Origin of the sequence: Deinococcus puniceus (assembly GCF_001644565.1) — a bacterium.
GTDB lineage: Bacteria > Deinococcota > Deinococci > Deinococcales > Deinococcaceae > Deinococcus > Deinococcus puniceus.
This window is the reverse complement of the sequence record NZ_CP011387.1, coordinates 1,644,496-1,665,406: the sequence shown is the minus strand read 5'-3', so window position 1 is coordinate 1,665,406 and position 20,911 is coordinate 1,644,496. Positions and strand designations below refer to the sequence as shown.

Here is a 20,911-nt window from a genome sequence, read left to right as displayed (position 1 = left end):
GGCACATCCGCCATTCGGCTTGTCTCACATTCATGAACCGACCCCATTCCAGCCTTCTATACTCAGTCTATGAGCAATCCAACACCTGTGCAGAGCAGCAACCCGCTGCTGAATGTCGGCTTCCGCATTCCGTTCGATCAGATTCGCCCCCAGCACGCCGAGGAAGCCATAGAGACGCTGATTGCGGCCACGCAAACCCGGCTGGATCATCTGGCGGCAGCGGGCGAGCGCGGCTTCGAGGGCTTTATGGCCGATCTGGACGACCTGACCGCCCAACTGCAAACCGTCAGCACCATCGTGTATCACCTCGACAGCGTGATCAGCGACGAGGCGTGGCAGGCGGCCAAGAAAGCCATCATTCCCAAAGTCAGCGAGTTCTATACGCAGCTCAGCCTGCATCCGGGCCTGTGGGCCGCCGTGAAAGCCTACGCCGACACCGACGCGGGCCGCGCCCTCGACCCCGTGCGGGCACGTCACCTGAAACTGACCATCGACGAATTCCGCCGCGAGGGGGCCGACCTGCCCGCCGAGCAAAAAGACCGCCTGATGGCCCTGAACACCCGCTTGGCCCAGATCACCAACGAGTTTTCCAAGAACGTGCTGGACTCTACCGCTGCCTTTGAACTGTACGTGTCCACCGAACGCCTAGCCGGAGTGCCGGGGCGGGTGCTGGACGCCACCCGCGCCGATGCCGAGGCGCACGGCAAAGAGGGCCACCGCCTGACGCTGCATATGCCGGTGGTGGAACCGATCCTGACCTACGCCGATGACCGCGAGTTGCGCCGCGAGCTGTGGGAGGCGTCGCAGAGTACGGGCGTGCAGGAAGGCCGCGACAACCGCCCGCACGTGCGCGAAATCCTGAAACTGCGCCGCGAGCAGGCCCGCTTGCTGGGCTTCCGCGACTTCGCCGACTACGTGCTGGAAGACCGCATGACGGGTGGGGGAGACGTTCCTCTGAAATTCCTGCGCGACCTAGAGGCCCGCACCCGCCCCGCCTTCGAGCGCGAGAACGCCGAGCTGGACGCCTTTTACCGCCAGCACGCCGGACAGGATGCCCCCGCGCTGATGGGTTGGGACATCGGCTACTGGGCCGAAAAGCAGCGTCAGGCCGAATACGACTTCGACGAGGAAGCCCTGCGCCCCTATTTCCCGCTTGACCGCGTGATGAACGGCATGTTCGACATCGTGACCCGCATTTTCGGCGTGACCGTCAAGGAATCGAGCGCCCCCGTCTGGCATCCCGAGGTTCGCTTTTACGATATTCAGGACGAATCGGGCACGCACATCGCCAGTTTTTACACCGACTGGTTCCCCCGCGACTCCAAACGCAGCGGCGCGTGGATGAACGGCCTGATCACGGGCGGCCCGCGCGAGCAAGGTGTAGAACCCCATTTGGGCCTGATGTGCGGCAACATGACCCCGCCCAGCGGCGACACGCCCGCGCTGCTGTCTATCCGCGAAGTGGAAACCGTCTTCCATGAATTCGGCCACCTGCTCCACCATGCCCTGTCTCGCGTTCCCGTTCGCAGCCTCAGCGGAACCCGCGTGGCGTGGGATTTTGTGGAGTTGCCCAGCCAGATCATGGAAAACTGGGTGGCCGAACGGGACGCGCTGGATCTGATCGCCGCCCACTGGCAGACCGGGGAGCCACTGCCCGCCGACCTGTTTGACCGCATGACCCGCGCCCGCAACTTCCGCGCCGCCAACTCCTCTATGCGCCAATATTCCTTTGGCCTGATGGATCTCACGCTGCACGTGGAATTTGACCCCGAAGGCGATGAAGACCCGATAGCGGTGGCCCGCGACGTGATGGCCCGCTTTTACCCCTACCCACTGGCCGAAGACTACGCCCGAGCCGCGCAATTCGGGCACTTGTTCAGCAGTCCGGTGGGCTACGGGGCTGGCTACTATTCCTATAAATGGGCCGAAGTGCTGGACGCCGACGCCTTCTCGCGCTTTGCCGCCGAGGGCATCTTCAACCGCGACACGGGCCGCGCCTTCGTGGACGCTGTGCTCAGCCGGGGCAACAGCGCCGAAGCCGCGCAACTGTACCAAGAGTTCATGGGACGCGGCCCCGACCCCGACGCTCTACTGCGCCGCAGTGGACTACTGGAGGCGTAAAACTCAATGTGTAAAGGCGGTGTTGCCCAGTGCAGCGCCGCCTTTTCTCATATCTCTCCACTTGATCCTCACAGCCTACACACAGCCTTAGCGTTTAGAATCCCTTCACATGCTTAAGCGTTTCTTTTGGCACGGCTTTCGGCACGTTCTGGGTCTTCTCGCGGTGGTTGCTTCTGCCAGCGCTGTCGCCCAGACCTCCGCAGAGTCGCAGTTGCTGGCCCGCCTGAACGCGGCGCGGGCGCAGGGCGTCACTTGTCCCGGCAGTGGCCGCCGACCCGCCGCCGGAGCTTTGGCCTTCAGCAACACCCACGCGCAGGCTGCCCGTATTCAGGCCAACTACATGACCGCCAGTGGGCGTATCAGCCATACGGGAGCAGGCGGAAGCACGCCCCGCATCCGGGCAGCCAGCAGCGGCGTCAATGCGGTCAGCGTCACCGAAATCATCTTTATGGGCACGGGCCTGAACCCCGAAGCGGCCATTCGTTGGTGGCTTAACTCCCCTGTTCACTGCTTCTGGATGAACGAGGCCCGTTACACCCACGCCGGAGCCAGCATCGTGCAGGGTTCGCGGGGCACGTCGTATGTGGTGGTGTTGAGCAGCCAGCCGCGTTGAGGTGACGTGTGGAAGTGCGGGGCTGAGCTTGAGGCGTTCTGCCAGAGTTCAAGGCCAACAGTTCTAACGCTCATCTCCACCTGCGCCTTTCCCACGTTCTACGATCCACCCTCTCCTTTCTGAATCCCTACCCACAGCACTCGGCCCCCAGCCACCGCGTCTTGCGGCAGATAAATTCCCCACGCATTGCGGGGCACCACGTCCGGCAGTCCGGCGGCGCGTTGCAGGGCGTTTTGATAAGTCGAGCAGTCGTAGTCCGGCCCCATTCCGCCCACGCTGTAGGGGGCACGGTTCAGGCGTTGGGCTTCGGCCCTCAGCGCGGGCAGCTTGTCCAAGGTCACGCCTGTGTCCAGCACGATGACGACGGCGCGGCGGTACAGGGTAGACGTCGGTACGGTTTGCACGCCGCCTGCGAACAGGTTGGGCGATTCGGTCAGCAGCCCTGCCGAGAGCTTGCGCGTGATGTGGCTGCACAGGCCCCACGACAAAGCGCCACGCGGCCCCGCTTGACAGGCCACGATCACGCTGCCGTCTGGGGCACGTTCTACGGCCTCGGGGACATCCAAAAGGCGGTCTGCGGGGACGAGTTGCGTGGGCAACAGCGTCGCCGCATCTATCTCGCCGCCTGCCACGCCTGCCCGGAAGTTCAGGGTGGCCACGTTCTGCACCGGGGTACAGCCCGTCAGGGCCGCCGCAGCCACCGCGAGGAGCAAGATTCGGGAAAAATTCATCCCCACCATTCTGAGCCTCTACACTCTGTACGTGACTGCACTTGCTTCCATTCTGTCTGATCTCGCCCCCTTCTTGGCTGTGGCTGTCGCGGCGGCGCGGGCAGCGGGGGCCGTGCATCTGGTGCACTTGGGCACGGCCCGCATCGTGCAGACCAAAACCACCTACGCCGATCTGGTCACCGAGGTGGACGGTGAAGCCGAACGGGTCATCCGCGCCGTCATAGCCGAGACTTATCCCGATCATGCCGTGCTGGGTGAAGAAGAAGGCTTGGGTGAAATAGAAGCCAAATCAGACTTCCGCTGGGTGGTCGACCCGCTGGACGGCACGGTGAACTACGCGCACGGCTACCCAGTGTTTTGTGCCTCGGTGGCGCTGGAATACCGGGGAGAGGCCATCGCGGGTGCGGTGTTCGATCCCACGCGCGACGAACTGTTTACGGCCACACTGGGCGGCGGCTCATTCCTGAACGGCCAACCCCTCGCCGTGAGTGCCACGCCCACCCTGACCACGCCCGCCCTCGTTGCCACCGGATTTCCCTACGACAACAGCGGCGAACGCAATCTGGCACTGGTGGCCCGCCTGCTGCGGCTGGGCATTCCGGTTCGCCGTCCCGGAGCGGCGGCCTTAGACCTGTGCAACGTGGCCTGCGGGCGCATGGACGCCTACTGGGAAATCGGTGTAAAACGCTGGGACGTGGCCGCCGGAAGCCTGATCTTGCAAGAAGCGGGCGGCCACGTGTCCGACGCTGGAGGAGTGCCCACCCCGCACGGAGAGATGATCGTGGCCACCAACCGCCTGCTGCACGCCGAATTGCTGGGAGTGTTGCAAGAAGGCGGAAGTTAAGTGCTTCCCGGTCTGCTGCTCGTTCTCCTTGTCAGCCTCAATCTAGGCGGCCTGTTCAGCATCATCATGCAGTTCGGGCGCGGCGAAATCGGGGCGGCGCTGGGATCGTTGGCCTTCGTGCTGGCGCTGAATGCCTTGGGATTCTGGATTCTGCGGGAGTTGAGGGAGAACGGGTAGGGGTGGGTGGGAAAGGCAATTGCTAAGGCCCACTCACCCACGTTGCTGGCTCCGAGCTTCCCCCATAGAGAGGAAGCAAACACCCCCGACACCGCCACCCCGACACCGCCACTCCAACACGTCCCCGCCCAAATGCGTGTGAGGCCGTCATCCGCGCAGCGGGTGGGCCCATTCCAGTGTCAAGACGACTGGCAATTCCGCTTCAGAAGAATGGGGAAGCCGAGTCTGGATGCGACAAGATCACTCCTGCCGAGCGCAGCGACAAACTCCCCTGACCCCTTTGGGGGCGGGGGCTGGGGGGTGGGGGAAGCCAACGTGGGAGAAGCCCAACAATCCTCAAGCTAATTCGAACTCCTCAAATCGTGCCATTCCATCCCACCCCCCTCCCCCCGCCGCGCCACACTGGCCCCGTGACCGCCTCGCCGCCCACCTTCTCCCACCCCTTCCGCGCCTACACGCCCGCCGCCTACACCTTCCCCCTGCCCGAAGGTCACCGCTTTCCCGCCTACAAGTACGCCGGAGTCCGTGACCGCTTAGCTGGCCTGCTGCCCGTGCTGGACACCCCCAACCTCCGCTGGGCCGACGCCGCCCGCGTACACGACCCGGTCTGGCTGAGACGCTGGCGGCGTGGCGAGGTGACGGCTGCCGAAGAACGCGCCTTTGGGTTGCCGTGGAGTTTGGGTGTGGTGGAGCGGGCGCGGCGGGCGGCGGGCGGGTCTCTGGCGGCGCTGCACGACGCATTGGCGGTGGGCTGGGGCGCGAACCTCGCGGGTGGCACGCATCATGCGTTCGCGGCCAGTGCCGAGGGCTTTTGTCTGGTCAACGACGCGGCTATCCTGACCCGGATCGCGCTGGATGAAGGGCTGGCGCGGCGCGTGGCGATCCTTGATCTGGACGTGCATCAGGGCAACGGCACGGCGGCGCTGCTGGGGGCCGAGGCACGCGCCTTTACCCTCAGCATTCACGGCGAGCGCAACTACCCCTTTCGAAAGGAGCGCAGCAGTCTCGATCTGGGCCTGCCCGATGGCGTCACAGACAGCGAATACTTGTCGGTGTTGCGGGAATCGGCGCTGCCAGCCCTGCAAGCCTTCCGGCCCGATCTGCTGCTGTACTTAGCGGGGGCCGATGTGCTGGCCGGAGACCGCTTCGGGCGCTTTGCCCTCACGTTGGACGGGGTGTACGAGCGCAACCACACGGTGCTGACTTGGGCGCGGACGGCGGGAATCCCCGTGGTGACCCTGATGGCGGGCGGCTATAACCGTGACCACAGCCTGACCGTCGAGGCCCACAGTAGCGTGGTCTTGGCTGGTCTAGACGTGTTTGCCCACTGAAACGATTTTTTGTGCCTTCATTCCCTCCCATCTTCCCTTTAGTAGCCGTTAGGTGTCTTAAGATGCTGAAAAAATCTCATTGTAGAGCCTTAAAGTTGCCTATGCTATTGAGATGCCGCACCCTCTGCCCACCACACTCACTGCCTCTGGGCGGGCGTGGGCTGACCGCGAGCTGAACCCCACCAGTGCGCGGCAATGGGCGCAGGCCTCGCCGCCCTCACCTGTGCGCGACGTCATGCTGGCATACCTCGATTGGCGCACTGGAGCCTACACTTCCGCCTTTGAGCATGTGAACGCCGCGCTGTCCGAGTTGACTGCGCCCGATGTCTGGCGTTCGCGTGCCCTGAATATCCGGGCAGGCCTGATGATGGCGCGTCTGGATTTCAGCGCGGCGCACGCCCTGTACCACGAGCAATTGGCGGTAGCAACGGGCTGCGGCGACCTTGTGGAGCTGGCCCATGCCAAGCACGATCTGGCCCTCGCGCTCCTGGATTTCAATGTGGGAGAAGCACTGCCCCTGTTGCAGGAGTCGCTGGAGTTGTTCGAGGACTGCGGCCAGTCCGAGCAGACTGGCGTGGCGTACCTGAATCTGGGGATGGTGTACCAGCGGCGCGGCGAATTTGGCCGGGCAGAACAGCACTATGCCCGTGCCGTGCAGCGCGGCCAAGATGGCTACGCGGTGCTGCATATTCTGGCGCTGGCGCAGTTGGTCGTCCTCAAGGTGCAGCAGGGCCAACTGGGAGCGGCCCAGGCGCACTTTAACGACCTCGATCAGCTTCCGCAGTCTCAGGATATAGAGGCGGAAGTCGAGCGTGCCCGCGCCAGTGTACTGCTGACCCAAGAGCTGAGCCGGGTGCGCTGGGCGCAGGATCAGGGTGACTGGGACGACACTGCACGCGAGCAGACCGCTGGGCTTCAGGCCGTTGACCCGGCCACCCTGGCGCTTGCCATGATCGGGCAGGCCAATGCACGGCAGGCCCAACGGTTGGCCGAACTCGAAGCCTCGTTGGCCCAGGCTGAAGCCCAGCACGCCGAAGCTGAACGCCGCAGCGTAACCGACCTGCTGACCGGCCTGCACAACCGCCAACACCTGATGACCGAGGGGGCGCGGCGCTTGACGAATGGAACAGCCCAGGCTCCTGCTCAGGCAGCCATGATCGACGTAGACCGCTTTAAACGGGTGAACGACACGCACGGCCACGCCACCGGAGATACCGTCTTGCGCGAAATCGCTGCTCTTCTCAAGGCCCATGCCCTGCCAGGTGATCTGGTGGCCCGCTACGGAGGAGAAGAATTTGTGCTGGTGCGCTGTGCGGGTCAGCCGAGCCTCGTGCCCACCTTGGAGGGCTTCCGATTGGCCGTGCAAAATCACGCGTGGACGACCCGGCCCGTCACAGTCAGCATCGGGATGACACTGGTGCCCGGCGACACCTTGGACGTGGCCCTAGACCGGGCTGACCAGCTGATGTACGCCGCCAAACGCGCTGGGGGCAACAGATTGCGCCATGACCTGCCCCGCGACAGCTCCCGTGGTACGCCGCACATCAACTTGATCTACGACCCCGAACGCGATTCCGTCTGCTGAGTTCACACTCTTTAGCCGCAAGCGTGACCCAGCATAGATTTGGGCCTGTTTGCCGCGCAGTATAGGCTCCTATACGAAATTAAAATGATCGCGTGACACTGCACGGGATGGCTCCCTCACCTCGCTGCTGGCGCATCGCTCCTTTCCTACAGGTGAAGAGAGCGAGAATATACGTTCAGAACTCTTCTTATTCTTGGATCAGGTGGAGTCCATGCGATCTAGGCACGCACGATTTGGGTGCTGGGGTACCCACCTTACAGCATTTGTCATCATAGTGACCGAGCGAAGCGAGTGAACTTTACCGAGCAGGAGGGAGAATGGAGCCACCGAAAGTCTCTTTTCTCGGTGGCGTAATTCGGGGAACTGCTCTAAGCGGCGTCGGTATTGACTGTTCTCAGCAATGAAAAACGAGTCAACCCTCCCACTAAAGTTGACCCCTTGTTTCCCTTAAATTTGAGCGGCTAAGTGGCCTTTGTTCGCGTTCTGCCAGTCTTGTCGGTATTCGTAACACTGACCCCCAACTTGGGCAGCACCCAACGGTCTAGACCCCAGTATCCAGCCACTCGCCAGCCCAAGACCAGCCACGTTGCCAGAATAAAGAGCAGCGGATTGGTACTAAGGGTTCCGGCCAGCAGGTAACTGACATTCATAAAGCCGCCGAAGAAGGCCGCCAAACCGGTCAACAGGCCCAGAATCAGGGCGATGCCCACCAGCACTTCTCCGTAAGCCACCAGATATGAAAAGACGGCGGCGTTGGGCAGCGCCACGTTTTGAATAAACCATCCGTACCAGCCCGAAACGTCTGGGTGATCGCCTGTGGTTTTGGCGAGTGCGCCAGTGAGGTAGCCGGTGACGGCTGTACCCGCCTTTTCGCCGACCCAGACGCCTGCTGGATTGGTCACTTTGCCCCAGCCCGCGACCAGCCAGGCGTAGCCCACATAAATGCGGATGAAGGCCCAGAGGGGCGCGAGGCGTGGGTTGGCGAACAGAAGCTGAGCCAAGTGCGGTTCAGGAATCATGGCATGGACGGTCTGGGTCATAGGGTTCCCTTTGATGTCGTGGTTCCAGATCAATTCTGTTCCCGCCCATACCCCTAGAAGGCGTCGTTTCGGCCCTGCATCTGCCCGAGTTCCGTATGACAGCCTAAACCCGCCACATGAGCTTGCGGGTTCGGTTGACCCAAAGCTGCGGCGGGAAGAGGTGTGCTGGCCTAAGTTTTTAGAACACGATGGGGCGCAGGCCGATGCTGCTCTGCCCGCAGGCCACCGTCACCGTCGCTCCGGCAGGCGTGACCGTGCAGCCCAGCGAGCGCAGGCCCAGCAATGGGAAGATCAGGTTTTTCCCGTCTGTGGCGGGCGCGAAGGGCAGTTCCACGTTGCCCGCCGTCGTCTGCCCGCCGCTCAGTTGGGCAGCTTTGGCTCCCACCGTCACGGTCAATGCGGTATCTCCTGCGTTCAGGCGGTAGCGGTTGCCTCCCAGCGCCGTCACATTCACCACGCCGATCAGGTCGCGGCCCAGCACATACGGCTGACCCTTGACCGCTCCGGCGGGGGTGGCGGGGCGGGCAGCGGTCGTGGCGGCGGCAGTCACGGCGTCAATGGCGACCAGCGATTCGGTGGCCGACAGCCCCCGCAGCAACACGAACGCGCCCACAGGCCCATTCACGGTTTCCGATGCCAACAGTGTGCTGCTGGTGCCAGTGGTCTTCCAGTCGCCCAGCGCCCGGCCCGCCAGCTTGCCGCGAATCAGGGGGCGCAGGCTGGCCGGGGTGTTTTTGGAGTACAAGCACACGGCCCGCACGCTCAGTTTTAGGGCAGCGGGGCATGAGATGATCTGGCCCTTGATGACGCCCCCAACCTCTACCGCGATGGCACTCACGGCGCGGGCGGTGGCTGCCGAGGGTGCGCCGGGCAAGGGAGTGCGGGCAGGCGCGGCAGGAGCCGTGACAGGCGCGGGCGTTGCTGGCTGTGCAGGCGCGGGCTGAGCAGGAGCAGTCTGGGCGGCACCCTGTGTTGACAGGAGCGCGGTAGACAGCAGCAGGGCAGGCAACAACAGCAGACCCGGAGCGCGGGCGGCAGGGGAGGATAAACGCATGATGCCTATGCTACCCGCCGTCCATGAGCGGCGACTTTGATTGTCTGACGGGCCTTCATCTGACGGGCCGACTGTTGGTGGGCAGAAGGGAAGTCGGCAGGAACACTGCCAGGTTTTGACGCTGTGGCGGGCGGGAGTCTTACCTGAACATACTGCCTTTATCCGGCTCGGCCAACTGAGGGATGAAGGCCTTATGCTTGCCCCCGTGAACCCCGCCGCCCGCCTAGACGCCCTCGACGCTCTGGACACCCGTATCCGCGCCGCGTTGCTGGCCGATGACCGCTTGCTGTACGCCCTCGCTTACGGCAGCCGCACCCAAATCCGCCCCGATGGTTCGCCCGCCGCCGATGAGTGGAGCGACTTGGAGTATTACGCTTTTGTGCGTGTTGGACGGCCTCTAGTTGCGTTCGAGTTCCTGCGTGCCATCACGCCTGTTGCGCTGGAAGTGGTCAATCCATTTGGCACACCCAATATTGTTACGCCCGATTTGTTGCGGGTGGAACTGCATCTAGAGCCTGAATCGGCGCTGGATCAGATACGCGGCTGGCCCAATGGGGGCGGCGACCCGGCACAAATGTTGATCAAGGATCAGGGCGGCACACTGGCGAGTATCTTGGGCGAGTGGGCGTCTAGACCGTCCTTCGCATCCACCTTGCCGGGTTCCCAAACAGAATTCGACAACATGCTGAACTGGTTGGTGTTCGCCTCTGCGGTTGCTCTGCGGGGCGAGAGCCTCCGGGCGTGGGAACTCCTGAACTGGGTGCGCGGCGGCCTGTTGCGCTTGGCCCGCACGCTGCACGGTGCGCCGCAACCTCAAGCTCCGGCGCGGAATGCCGAACGCGACTTGCCGCCGGGAGTGTTGGCCGCCCTGAATGAGACGGTCAGCGGAACGGCGGTGCAAGCTTGTTTTGCTGCTCTCGCGTTGGCCCGCGCCCTCGCTGCCCGTCTACAATTAGACCCGCGTGCCGAGGTGCTGGACGCCTTGCAAGCCGAGCTGAAGGCCCCAACTGACAGTCAATGAAACGGCAATGCATCGCTCACTCTGAGTCCTGCCCCCTGCCCTAGCCTACTTCCCTGATGGCCCGCCGCCTGCCTGCCTCCGATTGGCCGCCCCCGCCCAGCACGCCGGATCGCTGCGGCCTGTGTGACCGCGCCGTGCCGCACCTGACCGAGCATCACCTGATTCCCAAGTCACAGGGGCGTCGGCAAGGCGTCAAAATCCACGCGCTGCCGACGGTGTTGTTGTGCCCGCCCTGCCACAAGTTCCTGCACCGCACCTTCACCAACGCGGAACTGGCCGGAGAATATTCGTCGGTAGACGCGCTGCTGGCGCATGAAGACGTGCGGCGGTTCGTGGCGTGGATCAGCAAGCAGCCGCCGACGAAGGGGGTGCGCGTGCGCTGAGGGTGTGATTTGGCCCCAGTTCCAGTCCCAGCCTCAGCCGATATTCAGCCCCACGTCAAACGTTGCGCGGTAGCCCTTCTGAGGATTCCCGGTCAGGTTCAGCAGCAGCTGGCTGCCGCCGTTGCGGTAGATGCCGTCGGTGCTGTTCAGCGTATTGCGCTTGCCTTTGCGGTTGTAGGGTGCGGCGGCGTGGGCCGCGTCTGTCACGGCTTCGGGGAAGAACAGTTGCGACGTGAATTCCCCGGTGGGCTTGCCGCTGGCATCCAGTGGGCGCAGCTTGAAGTGGATATGCACGGCGCGGCCCGGATACCAGCCGGGATACACGGTGGTGAAGCTGGCCTTGCCCTGTGCGTTGGTGACCTGCGAGCCGCGCAGGAAGTCGTCGGTGTTGCCCGAGACGTCCGAATACACACCCAGCGCGTCGCATTGCCACACGTCTATCAGCACCCGGCCACGCGGCGTGCAAGTGCCTACCGTCACCTTCGACACCACAAAATCCAGTGTCAGCGGAATGCCCGCGCTGGCCTTGCCGGTCTTGGAATCCTTGCGAATATCGCTGCGGTTCAGTTTTTCGTCAATAAAATACGGGCCTTCGGTCTGGGCGGGCCGCACCACACATCCGGGCAGGCTGGTGGCACCAGTGGTTCCCGCGCTGGTGCGCTGGGCCAGCACGCTGCCTGCCGCCAACGCCGCCACGCCGCCGCCCCATCCCAGCAGCCTCAGCGCCCGCCTGCGGCTGAGCAGAGTCCCCACCATCTCATCGTCGTTGTCTTCGTCGGGCGCGGGGTTCACGTTCGGGTGCTGGTTCATGTCGGCTCCTTGGGGGTGCATGTGTCTCTTGAAATCTGTGTGCTGAAACAAGCTTACGCAGGCTGTGTTAAAGCAACGTTGGCGTGAATCTGATCTTGGCGTGCAGTGTGTTCATACTGGCCCCCGTACCCTTAATACATGACCCAGCCCGCCCCCCTCGTTTTCGTCTACAACGCCGATGGCGGCGTGCTGAACGGCCTCAAAGACCTGTGGATCAAAACGGTGCGTCCGCAGGACTACGAGTGCCAACTGTGCGCCGTCACGTATGGCCCACTGGGAATGAAGCGCGAGTGGCGCGACTTCGTACGCGGGCTGGGGCCGAATGTCCGCTTTCTGCACCGCGACGAACTCCGCGCCGAATACGGCCTAGACGGTGTGCCCCTGCCCGCCGCGTTCGAGGTACAACCAGACGGCACATTGCAGGAGTGGCTGTCAGCCGCCGAGATGCGTTCGTTCGGGACGTTGGATGACCTGATGGGCGCGGTGGGGCGGCGGGTGCATGGAGGCGGCGTTGGCGTTCCTGAGACAAGCGTCTATAGGGTCTAGGATCTAAGGGTCTAAGAACAGCGTAAAAGCGCACTTGTCCTCCCCTCAAGGGGGGGCGTTGTGGAGCAACGGGGGGGTTGAACTTCCAACGCTCCCACCCAGCACCTTAGACCCATCCGCACCGCCCAGCACAGCAAAGAGAAGGCGGAAGCCGCAGCCCCCGCCCTCCGGTTCGCTTGCCCCTTACTTGGCCGGAGCCGCGCCCACCACATCAGCAAAGCTCTGCACTTTCAGGCGGGCCACCTGAGCATTCACGTATTTCTGAGAGGCGTCGCGGGCCAGTTGCTCGCGGATCAGCGGCTCGGCCACGGTCAGCGGCGCGAGGCCTGCATTGGTGCGCCCAGTCACGGTCAGCACGTGGTATCCGAACTCGGTCTGAACCAACTGGGGCACGTTCAGCGGCCCCTTGAAGCTGGCGGTATCGAAGGCCGCCACCATTTGGCCCGGCCCGAAGCAACCCAGATCGCCGCCGTCTGCCGCGCTGCCGGGGTCTTGGCTCTTGGCCTTGGCAATGGCCGCGAAGTCGCCGCCTGCCACCAGATCCTTCTGAATCTGCTGGGCTTCGGGCTGGGTCTTGACCAGGATGTGCTTGGCGCAGGCCTCACCTTCACGAGTAAACGAGGCTTTGTTGAGGTTGTAAAAGCCCAAAACCACGGCATTGCCGAAGGTCAGGCGCTTCTTCACGCTGTCCAGATAAGCGGCGACCACGGCCTGCCGTTCCAGTTCTGCCCGGAGTTCAGCGGGCGTGCTGAAGCCGGTCTGCGCCAAGCCCTCGCTGAATTCAGCGTCGTCGGCAAAGTTCTCGCGGGCCTTGGCAACTTGTGCGTCAATCGCGGCTGCGTCGGGCTTGTTGGCAATCCGGGCAATCTGGTACACGGCGCGGTCACGCACGTACTGGGTCAGAAAGTCGCGGCGGGCGTCGGCAAATTCGGTCAGGTACGACTCTTCAAAGGGCACGCCTTGAGAATTGACGAGCCGCGCAACAGCCACCCGAAACGCCTGATCGAACTCGCCCAGCGTCACTTTCTCGGTGCCGATGGTGGCGACCAAGGTGGACGGATCGGCAGCGGGAGTGGCCGCAGGTGCAGGAGCCGCCGCCGGAGCCGTTGCGGGCGCAGTGGGCGCTGGCGCGGGGGTCGGAATCGTGGCCGGAGTTTGCACGGGTGCTGGAGTGGGTGTAGGTGCGGGGGTGGTTTGGGCCAGAGCAGCGCCCAGCAGCAGCGTTCCCGTCAGCACTGTTCCTCTCAGAAAGGGTGAGGTCAGACGAGCCGCAGTGTATCCAGCAAATTTCATGCTCATTACTCTAGCGTTCCGGCGGGCAGGCACGCTGAGCGCCACATGAACCCCGGCCTGTCGTACAATCCCCCCCGTGCGCCTGACTTTGGAAGAAACCACCGATGCCCGCGTCTATGACGACGCTGTAAGTAGCCTGCCGATTACAAGTGCCCTGCAAGGCTGGGGCTACGGCGAGGCGCGGCGCGTGCTGGGACAAACGCCTGTGCGTTATCTCATCAAGGCTGAGGGCCGCACGGTGGGTGCGGTGCAGCTTCTTCGCAAGCGCCTCGTGCCGGGGTTTTCGACGCTGTACGCGCCGCGTGGCCCCGCCTTAGAGTCGCTGGATTTGCTGCCCGCTGTGGCCGAAGCCCTGCGAAAAGTCGCCAAGCCCACCGACGCGCTGCTGAAAATAGAGCCACCCCTGCCCATCCCCGCCGACGATAGCGTGGCCGTGCCGGAAGCGTATGGCCCCTTTCGCCGCGCCGAAACCGAGCAGCCCGAACACACGATCATCGCCGACCTGACCCGCACCGAAGAACAGATGTTCGCTGACCTGCACAGCATGGCCCGCCGCAATGTGCGTGCCGCCCACAAATTCGGCGTGGTGGCAGGCCGGGATGACGACTTCGAAGCCTTCTGGGACATTTTTACGGCCACCAACGAGCGGGCCAAACTGGGCGCATTTCCCCGCGCCTACTACGAAGCCATGCTGCGCGAAGGCAACGCTTACGGCGGCGAGGCCTACATCGTGCTGTCTCGGCACGAGGGCAAAGCGCTGGCGGGCGGCTTCTTTTTGGGGATGGGCAAGGGCGCGTATTACCTGTTCGGCGGCAGCGTGCGCGATGACCGCGTTGGCGAAAATGGCGAACCCCGCAAGGATGCCAAAGCCCCCGACGCCTTTTACTGGAACGCCATGCTGGATGCCAAGCAGCGCGGCTACGAACTGTTTGATTTCTGGGGCATTCCCCGGCAACTGGACGAAGAAAAACACTCGTTCGGCGTGTTCAAGATGAAACTGAAATTCAGCGAGCAGCGTGTGTGGTATCCCGCCTACGATCTGAACCTGAATGCCGCCGCGCCCGCCATCGTGAAGGCCCTGCGTTGGCGCAAAACGCAGAACAATTTGAAGAAACGGGGAAGCAAAGAAGACGTGTTGTAAATCTGGGGTGCTGAGATTCGGCTTCTGCGCCAGCGGGCCAACCGCCCCACCCCCCATCCCTTAATCTGACCAACATGGCAACCCTCTATCTCATTTTGCTGACCTTCCACAACATCACGCGCTGGCTGGTGCTGATCGCGGGCGTGTGGGCGCTGATCCGCACGGTTCCGGCTCTGAGCGGCGATAAGGAGTTCACCGCCGCAGACCGCCGCCCCGTCGTGTTGTTCGCGGGCAGCGTGCATCTGCAAGTGGTGCTGGGACTCCTGCTCTTTGGCCTGTTGGGATCTCAGGGGGCCGGAGCGTTTGCCGACAGAAGCTCCAGCTATCAGTGGCAGCATGTGGGCCTCGGCCTGATCGCTGCCGTGACCGCCACCTTAGCCAGCGCCCTCAGCAAACGCGCCGCCACAGACCGGGCCAAATTCCGTGTGGCGGCCCTCTGGACGGCGGTGACGTTGCTGATTTTGCTGGTGTCTATTCCTTGGTGGCGGCCTCTGCTGCGGCTATTCAGTTAAAACCAGTGAGTGGTAAGTGGTCAGTAGTGACTGGGGAGGTCAAAACAGAATTACAGATCGTTTCTGCTCTGGCACCTCATCCACTGACCACTACCTACTCACCACTTACCGTCTTTCACCTCTGCGGTTCAATCACCACTTTGCCAGTCGTTTTCCGATCCAAGATGTCCTGAAAAGCCCGCACGCTTTCGTCTAGCGCGTAGGTTGGCCCCACTTGCGGCGTCACTTGCCCGCTGGCGATCAGGGGCGTCAGGGCCAGCGCTGCGTCGCGGGTGGCTTCGGCGTCGCCCATCAGGCTGGTCAGCCACAGGCCCGTCACGGTCACGTTGCGCTTCATCAGTTCTACAGGGCGCAAGTTGGCCTGCTCGCGGCTGGCGTTGCCGATCACGATTACGCGGCCCCGGTTTATCACCACGTCCAAACTCTCCTGAAACCTTGGCCCGCCCACCACTTCCAGCACGAGGTCTACGCCGCCTTTGGGGTTAGAGTCGCTGGCAGCGGCGGCGCGGATTTTCTGCACGCGGTCTGGGTCATCTTGCAGCAGGGTCACGTCTGCGCCCAGTTTGCGGGCCAGTTCCAGTTTTTCCTCGGTGCTGGCGGTGGCAACTACGTTCATGCCCATCGCTTTGGCAAGTTGAATGCTGGCCGTGCCCAGTGCGCCCGCTGCCGCCTGCACCCACACCCACTGCCCCGGCTGGCCGTATCCCAGCGTCTTCAGGCCGTGATAGGCCGTGAAATACGACACCGGAAACGCCGCCGCCTGAGCCGCCGTGAGGCTGGCAGGCACGGGAATCAGGGCCGCTGCATGGGCCACCGCGTAAGTCGCGAGGCTGCCGCTGCCGCCCAAGCAGGCCACCAATTGGCCCACTTGCACGCCTGTCACGCCCTCGCCCAATGCGTCCACGGTTCCGGCAAATTCCATGCCAGGCGTGTAGGGCACGCGGGTTCGTGTCAGATACTCGCCCGCCACACTCAGCACGTCGGCAAAGTTGATGCCCACCGCTTCCACCTTCAAGCGCACTTGCCCCGGCCCCGGCTGCGGCACGGGCACGCCTTCACGCACCTGCATCACATCGGGCGCACCCAACTGCTCTACCACAATGGCCCTCATCGTCTGTGCCGCTCCACTTTGGGCTGTATCGGTCATAGGCTGAAGCATACCTGACTGAATCCTGAAAGTGAACGTGCACGGACACTCTGAACGTCAACGTATTTGACCCAGCGGGGTAGGGCATGACAGCATGACGCACCAACCCCTCGTTTTGCCCCGACTTCTTTCCCTAGGAGGCTTCACCCATGACCACTGCCCCAACCCCAATGATCGACCAATCCCGCGACGGCGACATTTTGATTCTCACGATCAACAATCCGCCCGTCAACGCTTTTTCGCCCGGTGTACCGGAAGGCCTGCACGCGGGTCTGGACGTGGCCGAGCAGGATCAGAGCGTCAGCGCGGTGGTCATCATCGGCGGTGGGCGCACGTTTATCGCTGGGGCTGACATCAAAACCTTCGACCTGCCCCGCGAGCAGGCCCCCGATTTGCGCGGCTTCATCACGCGGCTGGACGCCTTCCCCAAGCCCACCGTCGCCGCCATTCACGGCACGGCGTTGGGCGGCGGCCTAGAAGTGGCGCTGGCCTGCACGTACCGCGTGGCGTTGTCGGGCGCTCAGCTAGGCCTGCCCGAAGTCAAGCTGGGAATCTTCCCCGGTGCGGGCGGCACCCAGCGCCTTCCCCGCGTGGTGGGCGCACAAAAGGGCCTAGAAATGATGCTGTCGGGGAGTCCCATCGGGGCCGCCGAGGGCGCACAGTTGGGCCTGATCGACGAACTGATAGAGGGCAAAACCGAGGCCGACTTACGCGCCGCTGCCGTAGCGTTTGCCCGCGCCCACGCTGCAACCCGCCCGCTGCCCCGTGTTTCTGAGCGCGGCGTGGAAGGCGCAAGCCCCGAACTGTTTGCTGCCGCCCGCGCAGGCCTAGGCAAAACCCACCGGGGCCAGATGTCGCCCGGCATGATCGTAGACCTCACCGAAGTGGCCGCCACCCGCCCCTTTGAGGAAGGTTGGAACGCCGAAGCCGGGTTGTTTTTGCAGGCCAAAGATTCGCCGCAGTCGCGCGGCCTGCGTCATATTTTCTTTGCCGAACGCGAAAGCGCCCGTGTGCCCGGCATCGGCAAAGACACCCCCCTGACCGAGATTCGCAGCGCAGGCGTGATTGGCGCGGGCACGATGGGCGGCGGCATCGCCATGAATTTCCTGAACGCGGGCATTCCCGTGACCATCGTGGAAACCGCGCAGGACGCGCTAGACCGGGGCGTGGCAACGATTCGCCGCAACTACGAGAACACCGCCAAAAAAGGCCGCCTGAGCATGGACGACGTGGAGGCGCGAATGGCCCTGCTGACGCCCACGCTGAACATGAATGATCTCGCGCAAGCCGACATCATCATTGAGGCCGTGTTTGAAAACATGGATGTAAAGAAGGATATTTTTACGCGCCTAGACGGGATTGCCAAGCCGGGAGCCATTCTGGCGAGCAATACCAGCACCCTAGATGTGAACGAAATCGCCAGCGTCACTTCGCGCCCCGAAAGCGTGATTGGACTGCACTTTTTCAGCCCCGCCAATGTGATGAAGCTGTTGGAAATCGTGCGGGCCGAGAAAACCAGCGCGTCGGTGTTGGCGACGAGTATGGCCCTCGCCCGCAAGATCAAGAAAGTGGGTGTGGTGGTGGGCGTCTGTGACGGTTTCGTGGGCAACCGCATGGTGCACCGCTACGGCGACGAAGCCCGCAAATTGGTAGAGGAAGGCGCGAATCCGCAAGACGTGGACGGCGCCATGCACGCGCTGGGGCTGGCGATGGGGCCATTCGAGATGTCCGATATGGCGGGGCTGGACATCGGTTATTCCATCCGGCAGCATCAGGCGAAGGTGCGCGGCGAACCGCAACCCGACGGCTGGCTAGACCGGATCGTGGCGCAGGGCCGCAAGGGGCAGAAAACACAGGCCGGAATCTACGACTACCCGGACGGCAGAAAGCCCGTGCCCAGCGCCGAAATGTCAGACCTGATCGCCACTTACCGCAGCGAAAAAGGCTTGCAGAGCCGTACCATCAGCCCGCAGGAAATCACCGAGCGGCTGGCCTACAGTCTGGTCAACGAGGGCGCGAAGATTCTGGAAGAAGGGATTGCCCAGCGGGCCGGAGACATAGATGTGATCTACATTTACGGCTACGGCTTCCCCGCCTACCGGGGCGGCCCCATGCAGTACGCCGACGAAATGGGCCTGAGCAACGTGGCTGCCGCGCTGGAGAAGTACGGCCAGACGCCCGCGCCCCTGCTGAAGCAGTTGGCCGACGAGGGTAAGACGTTTGGGGCGTGGGACAAGGAAAAAGGGCGAGGGTAAGGCGCTTTAAGTTTTGGACGACGACTCCAAAGAGAAGGGACACAGACTGAAACTGGTCTGCGTCCCTTCTGTTTAGCTCTTAAAGATTGTGGATTTACTGCGTACTGCGTGGGTCAAGTACATCGCGCAGGCCGTCGCCCAGCAGGTTGAAGCCCAGCACCGTCAGAAAGATGGCGAGGCCGGGAAAAATCATCGTCCACGGAGAATCCACGTAATACTGGCGGGAATCGCTGATCATGGTGCCCCATTCCGGCAGCGGGGGCTGAGCGCCGATGCCGAGGAACCCCAGCGCGGCGACCTCGATGGTGGCGGTGGCAATGCTCAGTGCGCCCTGCACGATCAGGGGTGAGAGGCTGTTGGGCAATACGTGCTTGAACACGGTGCGAATCTGGGTGGCTCCCAAGGCACCCGACGCCTGTACAAACTCGCGCTCGCGCAGGCCCAGCACCACGGCGCGGGAGAGGCGCATGTAGACCGGAATCTGCACCAGCGACACGGCCAACATCGCCGTGACCAGTTGCGGACTGTTCAGCACGAATATTCGGTCTATGGCACTGATCAGCAGAGGCGGATTGTCTGAACTGAAGATGCTGGCAAAGCCGATGGCGAGCAAAATACTGGGGAAGGCCAGCATCACGTCCGACAGGTAGCCGGTGACGCTGTCGAACCAGCCGCCAAAGTACCCGGCCAGCACGCCCACCAACGTCCCGATGACGAGGGCCAGCACCGTACTGACCACGCCCACCTTCAGGCTGATGGCGGTGCCGTGCCACACGCGAGTCAGCACGTCGCGGCCCAGATTGTCGGTGCCGAACGGGTGTGACCAAGGATTGACCTGACCCGTCACCGGATCGCGGTATTCCTCGGCTACTTCTGGATTCCACAGCGCGGCCACGCTAGGCGGCTTCAGGTTCAGGCGGTAATTGCGGTCACTGGAGGCGTCGTAAGGCTTGAGAATGGGGGCCAGCAGCGCCAGCAGCACGAAGACAGCCACGATGGCCGCGCCGACTTTGCCGGGCGTGCTGCGCCGAAACCGCCGCGAGAAGATGCTGGGCTGGCGCTTGGCTTTGGGGGCGGCGGCGGGGGAAGCAGTGGTCATGGGGTGCCCCCTGTGATCGGAAATGGCTGGAAAAGTCTCATCGGTACTGAATCCGGGGATCAAGAGAGGCGTAGCTGAGGTCGACCAGCAGGTTGGTCAGACTGACCACCAGCGCCGCAAAAATCACGCCGCCCTGAATGATCGGGTAGTCGCGCTGGCTGATGGCCTCATAGACCCATGAGCCGATGCCGGGCCACGAAAAGATGGTTTCGGTCAGCACCGCGCCGCCTAGCAAGGCTCCGGCTTGTAGCCCGATGACCGTGACGACGGGCAGCAGCGCATTCCTGAGCGCGTGCTTTAGCGTAATCGTGCGTTGAGACAGCCCTTTGGCACGGGCCGTTCGCACGTAGTCTTGGCCCAGCACATCCAGCAGACTGCTGCGCGTAATACGGGCAATGATCGCCAGTGGAATACTACCCAGCGCAATAGCGGGCAAAATCAGGTGGCGCAGGGCGTCCCACGCATCGGCGGGACTGCCACGTAAAATACCGTCCAGCACATAAAATCCGGTGATCGGTTCCAGTGTAGATTCATTGCCCAGCCGCGCACTCGGCGGTAGCCAGCCCAGCTTCACCGCAAAAAAGTAGGACAGCAGCAGCCCCAGCCAGAATACGGGCATACTCACGCCCACCAAACTGATGGTGGTGGCGAGATTGTCCCAAACGCTGTTGCGGCGCAGCGCGGCCAAAATGCCAGCGGGCAGGCCGATGATCAGGGCAAAAAACAGCGCGGCCAAACTCAGTTCGGCGGTGGCCGGAAAGCGCGAGCCGAGTTCATCGCGTACCGGAATATTGCTCTTGATGCCGCTGCCGAGATCGCCCTGAGCCAGCGCCGCCAGATATTTCGGATACTGCGCGTCCAGCGGGTTGGACGGGTTGAAAAACCACGGTTTATCGAGGCCCAACTGAGTGCGGAGCGCCGCCACAGACTGCGGCGTGGCGCGTTCGCCCAGCATCGCGGTGGCCGGATCGCCGGGAATAGAGCGCACGAATACGAACACCAACAGGCTGATGCCCAGCATCACCAGCAGCGTCCTTGCAATACGGCGAATCAGATAACTGCCCAAGGAAAAGCCCCCTTCTGAACATAGAAATTCCTAAACTCTGGAAACGGCAAAAATCGAACGCGGAAAAAAAGTGACGGGAGTGCCAGATTGGGGCTAGCGCCAGTTTACCCGCCCGGCGCTGAACTCGGATCAACGCGGCCAG

The 20,911-nt window shown here is 63.1% G+C and carries 20 protein-coding genes; 12 read left to right on the top strand and 8 right to left on the bottom strand.

Going from position 1 to position 20,911, the window contains the following annotated elements; translation table 11 throughout:
• The first annotated feature begins 69 nt into the window (after nucleotides 1-69).
• Together SU48_RS07580 and SU48_RS07575 are read left to right on the top strand one after the other, a co-directional pair.
• On the top strand, nucleotides 70-2,121 hold the full coding sequence (locus SU48_RS07580) for a M3 family metallopeptidase (RefSeq protein ID WP_064014724.1): 2,052 nt from the start codon (nucleotides 70-72) through the stop codon (nucleotides 2,119-2,121).
• Nucleotides 2,122-2,230: 109 nt separating this feature from the next.
• Nucleotides 2,231-2,734: a CAP domain-containing protein gene (locus SU48_RS07575; RefSeq protein WP_064014723.1), complete on the top strand. Its 504-nt coding sequence runs from the start codon at nucleotides 2,231-2,233 to the stop codon at nucleotides 2,732-2,734.
• A gap of 98 nt (nucleotides 2,735-2,832) precedes the next feature.
• On the opposite strand, the gene SU48_RS07570 is transcribed toward SU48_RS07575, so the two are convergent.
• Nucleotides 2,833-3,465, bottom strand: a complete 633-nt coding sequence (locus SU48_RS07570) for a hypothetical protein (protein ID WP_064014722.1) — start codon at nucleotides 3,463-3,465, stop codon at nucleotides 2,833-2,835.
• A 31-nt stretch (nucleotides 3,466-3,496) separates the two neighbouring features.
• Between SU48_RS07570 and SU48_RS07565 the strand changes: the two genes are divergently transcribed.
• The 4 genes from SU48_RS07565 (at nucleotide 3,497) to SU48_RS07555 (ending at nucleotide 7,402) form a co-directional block, all read left to right on the top strand.
• On the top strand, nucleotides 3,497-4,309 hold the full coding sequence (locus SU48_RS07565; protein ID WP_231881561.1) for an inositol monophosphatase family protein: 813 nt from the start codon (nucleotides 3,497-3,499) through the stop codon (nucleotides 4,307-4,309).
• A complete protein-coding gene (locus SU48_RS14285) occupies nucleotides 4,310-4,486 on the top strand; it encodes a hypothetical protein (RefSeq protein WP_197474630.1) in 177 nt (58 codons plus the stop codon).
• Between the two features lie 410 nt (nucleotides 4,487-4,896).
• Entirely contained in the window at nucleotides 4,897-5,817 is a 921-nt protein-coding gene (locus SU48_RS07560) for a histone deacetylase family protein (protein ID WP_064014721.1), read from the top strand.
• A gap of 112 nt (nucleotides 5,818-5,929) precedes the next feature.
• On the top strand, nucleotides 5,930-7,402 hold the full coding sequence (locus SU48_RS07555) for a GGDEF domain-containing protein (protein WP_064014720.1): 1,473 nt from the start codon (nucleotides 5,930-5,932) through the stop codon (nucleotides 7,400-7,402).
• A gap of 461 nt (nucleotides 7,403-7,863) precedes the next feature.
• On the opposite strand, the gene SU48_RS07550 is transcribed toward SU48_RS07555, so the two are convergent.
• Together SU48_RS07550 and SU48_RS07545 are read right to left on the bottom strand one after the other, a co-directional pair.
• Nucleotides 7,864-8,442 (bottom strand): DoxX family protein, encoded by a 579-nt coding sequence (locus SU48_RS07550; protein WP_064014719.1) that lies wholly within the window; start codon nucleotides 8,440-8,442, stop codon nucleotides 7,864-7,866.
• 178 nt (nucleotides 8,443-8,620) lie between these two features.
• Nucleotides 8,621-9,496 carry a hypothetical protein gene (locus SU48_RS07545; protein WP_064014718.1) on the bottom strand — a complete coding sequence of 292 codons (876 nt, stop codon included), beginning with the start codon at nucleotides 9,494-9,496 and terminating at the stop codon, nucleotides 8,621-8,623.
• A gap of 193 nt (nucleotides 9,497-9,689) precedes the next feature.
• On the opposite strand from SU48_RS07545, the gene SU48_RS07540 reads away from it, so the two are divergent.
• Together SU48_RS07540 and SU48_RS07535 are read left to right on the top strand one after the other, a co-directional pair.
• On the top strand, nucleotides 9,690-10,517 hold the full coding sequence (locus SU48_RS07540) for a hypothetical protein (RefSeq protein ID WP_231881560.1): 828 nt from the start codon (nucleotides 9,690-9,692) through the stop codon (nucleotides 10,515-10,517).
• A gap of 56 nt (nucleotides 10,518-10,573) precedes the next feature.
• A complete protein-coding gene (locus tag SU48_RS07535; RefSeq protein ID WP_064014717.1) occupies nucleotides 10,574-10,900 on the top strand; it encodes a hypothetical protein in 327 nt (108 codons plus the stop codon).
• A gap of 33 nt (nucleotides 10,901-10,933) precedes the next feature.
• Here SU48_RS07535 and SU48_RS07530 read toward each other — a convergent pair whose 3' ends face one another.
• The gene (locus tag SU48_RS07530) at nucleotides 10,934-11,710 is read right to left on the bottom strand and encodes an intradiol ring-cleavage dioxygenase (protein WP_064015921.1); all 777 of its coding nucleotides are present in this window, start codon (nucleotides 11,708-11,710) and stop codon (nucleotides 10,934-10,936) included.
• A gap of 138 nt (nucleotides 11,711-11,848) precedes the next feature.
• Here SU48_RS07530 and SU48_RS07525 point away from each other — a divergent pair, with 138 nt between their 5' ends.
• Nucleotides 11,849-12,256 (top strand): hypothetical protein, encoded by a 408-nt coding sequence (locus SU48_RS07525; RefSeq protein WP_064014716.1) that lies wholly within the window; start codon nucleotides 11,849-11,851, stop codon nucleotides 12,254-12,256.
• 183 nt (nucleotides 12,257-12,439) lie between these two features.
• On the opposite strand, the gene SU48_RS07520 is transcribed toward SU48_RS07525, so the two are convergent.
• Nucleotides 12,440-13,549 (bottom strand): peptidylprolyl isomerase, encoded by a 1,110-nt coding sequence (locus SU48_RS07520; protein ID WP_064015920.1) that lies wholly within the window; start codon nucleotides 13,547-13,549, stop codon nucleotides 12,440-12,442.
• A 76-nt stretch (nucleotides 13,550-13,625) separates the two neighbouring features.
• Here SU48_RS07520 and SU48_RS07515 point away from each other — a divergent pair, with 76 nt between their 5' ends.
• Both SU48_RS07515 and SU48_RS07510 read left to right on the top strand, forming a co-directional pair.
• The gene (locus SU48_RS07515) at nucleotides 13,626-14,690 is read left to right on the top strand and encodes a lipid II:glycine glycyltransferase FemX (protein ID WP_064014715.1); all 1,065 of its coding nucleotides are present in this window, start codon (nucleotides 13,626-13,628) and stop codon (nucleotides 14,688-14,690) included.
• A gap of 74 nt (nucleotides 14,691-14,764) precedes the next feature.
• Entirely contained in the window at nucleotides 14,765-15,202 is a 438-nt protein-coding gene (locus tag SU48_RS07510) for a hypothetical protein (RefSeq protein WP_064014714.1), read from the top strand.
• Between the two features lie 115 nt (nucleotides 15,203-15,317).
• Here SU48_RS07510 and SU48_RS07505 read toward each other — a convergent pair whose 3' ends face one another.
• Nucleotides 15,318-16,349 (bottom strand): NADPH:quinone oxidoreductase family protein, encoded by a 1,032-nt coding sequence (locus SU48_RS07505; protein WP_064014713.1) that lies wholly within the window; start codon nucleotides 16,347-16,349, stop codon nucleotides 15,318-15,320.
• A gap of 149 nt (nucleotides 16,350-16,498) precedes the next feature.
• Between SU48_RS07505 and SU48_RS07500 the strand changes: the two genes are divergently transcribed.
• Nucleotides 16,499-18,604, top strand: a complete 2,106-nt coding sequence (locus tag SU48_RS07500; RefSeq protein ID WP_157451117.1) for a 3-hydroxyacyl-CoA dehydrogenase NAD-binding domain-containing protein — start codon at nucleotides 16,499-16,501, stop codon at nucleotides 18,602-18,604.
• A 94-nt stretch (nucleotides 18,605-18,698) separates the two neighbouring features.
• On the opposite strand, the gene SU48_RS07495 is transcribed toward SU48_RS07500, so the two are convergent.
• Together SU48_RS07495 and SU48_RS07490 are read right to left on the bottom strand one after the other, a co-directional pair.
• The gene (locus SU48_RS07495; RefSeq protein ID WP_064014711.1) at nucleotides 18,699-19,703 is read right to left on the bottom strand and encodes an ABC transporter permease; all 1,005 of its coding nucleotides are present in this window, start codon (nucleotides 19,701-19,703) and stop codon (nucleotides 18,699-18,701) included.
• A 37-nt stretch (nucleotides 19,704-19,740) separates the two neighbouring features.
• Nucleotides 19,741-20,769, bottom strand: coding sequence for an ABC transporter permease (locus tag SU48_RS07490; protein ID WP_064014710.1), 1,029 nt, complete (start codon nucleotides 20,767-20,769; stop codon nucleotides 19,741-19,743).
• Nucleotides 20,770-20,911 lie beyond the last annotated feature (142 nt).

What these genes read in the sequence shown, in the direction of transcription:
- SU48_RS07505 (WP_064014713.1), bottom strand. Translation starts at nt 16,349, where the DNA reads ATGACCGATACAGCCCAAAGTGGAGCGGCACAGACGATGAGGGCCATT.
- SU48_RS07535 (WP_064014717.1), top strand. Translation starts at nt 10,574, where the DNA reads ATGGCCCGCCGCCTGCCTGCCTCCGATTGGCCGCCCCCGCCCAGCACG.
- SU48_RS07545 (WP_064014718.1), bottom strand. Translation starts at nt 9,496, where the DNA reads ATGCGTTTATCCTCCCCTGCCGCCCGCGCTCCGGGTCTGCTGTTGTTG.
- SU48_RS07510 (WP_064014714.1), top strand. Translation starts at nt 14,765, where the DNA reads ATGGCAACCCTCTATCTCATTTTGCTGACCTTCCACAACATCACGCGC.
- SU48_RS07570 (WP_064014722.1), bottom strand. Translation starts at nt 3,465, where the DNA reads ATGAATTTTTCCCGAATCTTGCTCCTCGCGGTGGCTGCGGCGGCCCTG.
- SU48_RS07555 (WP_064014720.1), top strand. Translation starts at nt 5,930, where the DNA reads ATGCCGCACCCTCTGCCCACCACACTCACTGCCTCTGGGCGGGCGTGG.
- SU48_RS07550 (WP_064014719.1), bottom strand. Translation starts at nt 8,442, where the DNA reads ATGACCCAGACCGTCCATGCCATGATTCCTGAACCGCACTTGGCTCAG.
- SU48_RS07575 (WP_064014723.1), top strand. Translation starts at nt 2,231, where the DNA reads ATGCTTAAGCGTTTCTTTTGGCACGGCTTTCGGCACGTTCTGGGTCTT.
- SU48_RS07540 (WP_231881560.1), top strand. Translation starts at nt 9,690, where the DNA reads ATGCTTGCCCCCGTGAACCCCGCCGCCCGCCTAGACGCCCTCGACGCT.
- SU48_RS07525 (WP_064014716.1), top strand. Translation starts at nt 11,849, where the DNA reads ATGACCCAGCCCGCCCCCCTCGTTTTCGTCTACAACGCCGATGGCGGC.
- SU48_RS07500 (WP_157451117.1), top strand. Translation starts at nt 16,499, where the DNA reads ATGACCACTGCCCCAACCCCAATGATCGACCAATCCCGCGACGGCGAC.
- SU48_RS07495 (WP_064014711.1), bottom strand. Translation starts at nt 19,703, where the DNA reads ATGACCACTGCTTCCCCCGCCGCCGCCCCCAAAGCCAAGCGCCAGCCC.
- SU48_RS07530 (WP_064015921.1), bottom strand. Translation starts at nt 11,710, where the DNA reads ATGAACCAGCACCCGAACGTGAACCCCGCGCCCGACGAAGACAACGAC.
- SU48_RS07580 (WP_064014724.1), top strand. Translation starts at nt 70, where the DNA reads ATGAGCAATCCAACACCTGTGCAGAGCAGCAACCCGCTGCTGAATGTC.
- SU48_RS07520 (WP_064015920.1), bottom strand. Translation starts at nt 13,549, where the DNA reads ATGAAATTTGCTGGATACACTGCGGCTCGTCTGACCTCACCCTTTCTG.